The organism is Streptomyces sp. NPDC006655, assembly GCF_040703965.1.
Taxonomy (GTDB): domain Bacteria; phylum Actinomycetota; class Actinomycetes; order Streptomycetales; family Streptomycetaceae; genus Streptomyces.
In genome coordinates, this window is the sequence record NZ_JBEYJU010000223.1 from 1 (window position 1) to 3,704 (window position 3,704).

Annotated in this window: 7 protein-coding genes and 1 tRNA gene; 5 read left to right on the forward strand and 3 right to left on the reverse strand. The window is 67.6% G+C overall.

Going from position 1 to position 3,704, the window contains the following annotated elements; genetic code table 11:
• The first annotated feature begins 77 nt into the window (after nucleotides 1–77).
• The 3 genes from AB0958_RS44750 (at nucleotide 78) to AB0958_RS44760 (ending at nucleotide 1,218) form a co-directional block, all read left to right on the forward strand.
• Entirely contained in the window at nucleotides 78–392 is a 315-nt protein-coding gene (locus AB0958_RS44750) for a hypothetical protein (RefSeq protein WP_366896231.1), read from the forward strand.
• A gap of 99 nt (nucleotides 393–491) precedes the next feature.
• The gene (locus AB0958_RS44755) at nucleotides 492–626 is read left to right on the forward strand and encodes a hypothetical protein (protein WP_366896232.1); all 135 of its coding nucleotides are present in this window, start codon (nucleotides 492–494) and stop codon (nucleotides 624–626) included.
• A 67-nt stretch (nucleotides 627–693) separates the two neighbouring features.
• Nucleotides 694–1,218: a hypothetical protein gene (locus AB0958_RS44760; protein WP_366896233.1), complete on the forward strand. Its 525-nt coding sequence runs from the start codon at nucleotides 694–696 to the stop codon at nucleotides 1,216–1,218.
• Between the two features lie 303 nt (nucleotides 1,219–1,521).
• Here the strand turns inward: AB0958_RS44760 and AB0958_RS44765 are convergent, their stop codons facing one another.
• Nucleotides 1,522–1,731 carry a hypothetical protein gene (locus AB0958_RS44765; protein ID WP_360531500.1) on the reverse strand — a complete coding sequence of 70 codons (210 nt, stop codon included), beginning with the start codon at nucleotides 1,729–1,731 and terminating at the stop codon, nucleotides 1,522–1,524.
• Between the two features lie 593 nt (nucleotides 1,732–2,324).
• Between AB0958_RS44765 and AB0958_RS44770 the strand changes: the two genes are divergently transcribed.
• Both AB0958_RS44770 and AB0958_RS44775 read left to right on the forward strand, forming a co-directional pair.
• Nucleotides 2,325–2,681, forward strand: coding sequence for a carboxymuconolactone decarboxylase family protein (locus AB0958_RS44770; protein WP_366896234.1), 357 nt, complete (start codon nucleotides 2,325–2,327; stop codon nucleotides 2,679–2,681).
• A gap of 112 nt (nucleotides 2,682–2,793) precedes the next feature.
• Nucleotides 2,794–2,868 (forward strand) — tRNA-Trp (locus AB0958_RS44775).
• A 110-nt stretch (nucleotides 2,869–2,978) separates the two neighbouring features.
• Here the strand turns inward: AB0958_RS44775 and AB0958_RS44780 are convergent.
• Nucleotides 2,979–3,182, reverse strand: coding sequence for a hypothetical protein (locus tag AB0958_RS44780; protein WP_366896235.1), 204 nt, complete (start codon nucleotides 3,180–3,182; stop codon nucleotides 2,979–2,981).
• Nucleotides 3,183–3,235: 53 nt separating this feature from the next.
• On the reverse strand, nucleotides 3,236–3,704 hold a 469-nt coding region (locus tag AB0958_RS44785; protein WP_366896236.1), incomplete at its 5' end, for a redoxin domain-containing protein.

Below are 3,704 nucleotides of genomic sequence, written 5' to 3' on the forward strand. Positions count from 1 at the left end.
GGTACGACAAGTTGGCGGTCCGCTACGAGGCGACCGTGCTGGTCGCAGCCATCAACGAATGGCTATGACCAGCACATTTGAAACGCACCCTAGTCCCGGACAACTACAACAACCGCCGGATGCCCGGCGGAGACCTCGTGTCTCTGCGTCGCGAGGTGCAAGAGTTCACCTGTTCCGGGGAGAGGTACGAGTGGGAACTTTTTGCACGCACCCACTGGATCGATGACTCCATGCTTTACCTCCGGGGCCTGTTGGACCTGCTCGCCCCACACATCGCACAGCCCGGCTATGGGGGCCACTTCCGACATATATCCGACACCGAAGTGACTGTCTTCGACTTCCGCGATGGAGCGTACGAGCCCTTCAAGATATGGGGTGTCGACCCGCGGTGACCGGACGGCAAGGGGTTTGCGCCCCGCGCCCCAGCGGAGGCAGTCAGCGGAGAGTCACGGTGCGGCCGCTCCAGGACGAAGAGCGGTCGTACCACATCCGTGCCAGAACGGGCGGGGAGCCACGGGGTATCGGGGTACACCGAGGCGCGTGCCGAAGGCGACAACCGGTACTCCGTCCGTCTGATCGCGGGCGCGGACGACAACGCCGGCGGCAACATGATCCTGGCGATGTAAAGCGCAACCGAGTCCTGAACGGCGACGCCTTCTGCTTGCAGATCACTGACCGACAGAGAGGCACCCCATGGCACTCCTCGCCGAGTACAGCGTCACCGCAAGTCCCGACCGCCGAGTCGTCGAGGTCCACGACGCCGACGCCTACCTCGGTGACAGCGCAGCCTTGGCAGCCGCTGAGGTACAGGTCGTAGCCGGCAACGGCTACCACCTGTACCTGCTCAGCCGCCAGCCCGCCATCGACGTAAAGGTCACCGTCCGTATCTGGGACACGCCCCCCGAGCCCCCCGCCGACGCAGAAGGCCACACCCCGGTCAGCATCGAGTCCGAGACCGGCACCCTCGTCGTCAACCAGCTGACCATGGGCCCGGCTGGCCAGATGACCCTGCCCCGCCCGGGGGTGTACGAGGGCTATGCGTGGTGGTCGGGACGCGAGGCGGCGTCCGCCTACTACGACGAGATCCTGAAGAGCATGACCGACGACTGGTCCCTGGAGCAGATCCAGCACGCATGGGACCAGTGTCCCGCTGACGAACGCTACGTCCTCGACCTGGCCTTCACCCGGGAGTCCGAACCGGACGACGAGGACGACTGACAGCCTGCGCTCGCCGTATGCCGGGACTCGGCCAAGCAGCAGTAGGTGTGCGAATGCCCGGCTCGGCAGCGGTCCGTGCGTGAGCGATGCGTGAGCGATGCGCGGCGATGCGTGAGCGGACGGCGCGGCGCAAGCCGTCCCGGAGTGGAGGGCGTAACACCCGGCACCGCCTTGACCAGGTGGAGGGCCCTGACGATCAAGCCCCCTACCAGAGGAGACCCGCGGGTAGGGGGCTTGTTGCCGTGATCACCCATCAACCGGGCATGAGCGATCACCTGACGACGGAGTCCAGCAATCCGGCGATCAGAAGGAAACGGTGAGTCCCACCTGGTGGTACTGGCCGACGGTGTCCAGGACCTCGTCCTTGACCGCGCCGACCTGAGCCACGAGGTCCGAGCTGCTGATCGCCGTGGGACCGGCGGTGATGCCGGCCTGCGGGCTCAGGCCACCGGAGACGGTGTCGAGCTCGGCGTCGGAGATTTCAAGGGTCTGAACCTGGGGAGCGGAGTTCATCATGAAACTGCCCTTCGTATGGATGTTCCACAAGGGGGAGCAGCCCGAGCTGGGGACAGATGCTCGGCCGCGACCGCAGCCCACGCCATCCGTTTCCGGACATCTTGGCGCGAACCCTGCGGTGCGAAGGATCAAATCACGGAGCGTGCCCGGCATCCAGTCGATCACCGTTTCCAGCAGTGCAGTCGCAACGGTGGAACACGCATCCGTGCACGCATGCACACGAATTGAGGGCAGCCTCTCTACATGTAGTGCCGCACAGTGAAACCGGCAGCTGTTGTCACGTTGGCTCCGACTGCGACAACTCCGGATCAATCGAACCCACCTGTGCCGCAGTTGCGCCTTTGCTGTGGAGATCCAGTTGCGGAGTTCGGTGACGGAGAACCGGGTGCCGCAGGGGTGAACCCTGCCGGGGGCGCAGCGCTCGCGAAAACCGGATACGTAGGAGCAGGGGTTCAGCCGCCGTCGTGCGACCTTCGACGGGCGCGACAACCCGTGCCTACCTAGACTTGAGTCGCAACAGCCGGTTGCGCAGGGGGGTCCCCGCTTGAGGCGGCAGTCAACTCCCGACATCGCAAGGAGGCGGCCCAACCATGGCTACTGCATCCGAGACTCCCGTACTTGACACGATCGCCGCCATGACGATCGACTCCATCGAGCACTGCCACATGGACGAGCGGACGCTCATCCTCTCCCGTATCGCAGCACTCGTGGCCATGGACGCACCAGCGGTCTCCTACCTGGCCCACATCAATCCCGCGATCAAGGCCGAGTTCACGGTCGAGCAGTTGCAGGACCTACTCGTCGCCACAGCTCCCGTCGTCGGGACCGCACGGGTCATGTCGGCCGCAAGCCACATAGCCCGAGCGTTCGGTGTCGCACTGGCCCTGGCCGACAGCGAAGCCGAAGCCATCGCCCAGGCCGAAGCCGACAGTCGTACCGCCTCCTGACGGTCGGCAGCGGCACGGTCGGAAGGGCAGGCTCAGGAGAGGCTTCCTCCCGGGCCGCGTCGAAGCCGGGTCCGGGCGGGGAGGCGATGGGGGGTTAGGATCCCCGCCAGGCGGGGCCGTAGCGCAGGGGTCGTCGCGCGCGGTCTCCAAAATCGCGAGGACGCCGGTTCGAATCCGGCCGGCTCCGCCGTTCGCGGTGCAGCCTTCCGACCCATGGCGAGGGCGCGACCGTCACCCCGGGCGTCGGCTTCGTGCCTGGTGGGGCCGGTGCTGCCGGTCACGGCGGCACCGGCGCCGTCACCGGCCCGTCCGGTACCGCCGGCGGTGGCGGTGCGGGGCGGGCTCCTCGTACGCTCCGACCGGCTCGGGGGCGACCGCGGGTACGGACACCATCGGCACGCCGATACTGAAGATCACCGACACGGCGGCGCAGTCGACGCCCCTGACCGCGACCCCGCCCACGTTCACCCGTACCGCCGCCACGCCGGACTGCACCGACATGACGGCCACCACGACGACAGCGGCCGGCCCATCCGGGATGCTGCGGTTGCCGCTTACCTGGTGGATTCATCCCATTGGGCTAGAGCGGCACGGCGGGCGCAGGCTGTTGCCAGGCGCAGGGTCTCGGTGACCGCGTGCGGGGTGTCGGTGACGGGGAACAGCACCTGGCGTACGGCACGTTCGGCGTCGACGACCAGGATCAGCGGCTTGTGCCGGAGTCGTCCGTCGACGCGGAAGACCGGCAACCGCAAGGCGGCCGTGAAGCGTTGGTCGATGTCGGACAGCAGGGGGTACGGGATCTTCTCGGCCTGCGCGAACTGCGCCTGCTCCGCGGCCGTTTGGGTGCTGATGCCGCGCACGTCCACGCCCGCCCGGCGGAAGTCGGGCCAGGCGTCCCGGAAGAGCCGCGTCGCCGGTGCGGGGTCGACGGCTCCCGGGATCGGGTCCCGCTCGGTTCCCGGGGTCGAGTCCCGCTCGGTTCCCGGGGTCGAGTCCCGCTCGGTTCCCGGGGTCGAGTCCCGC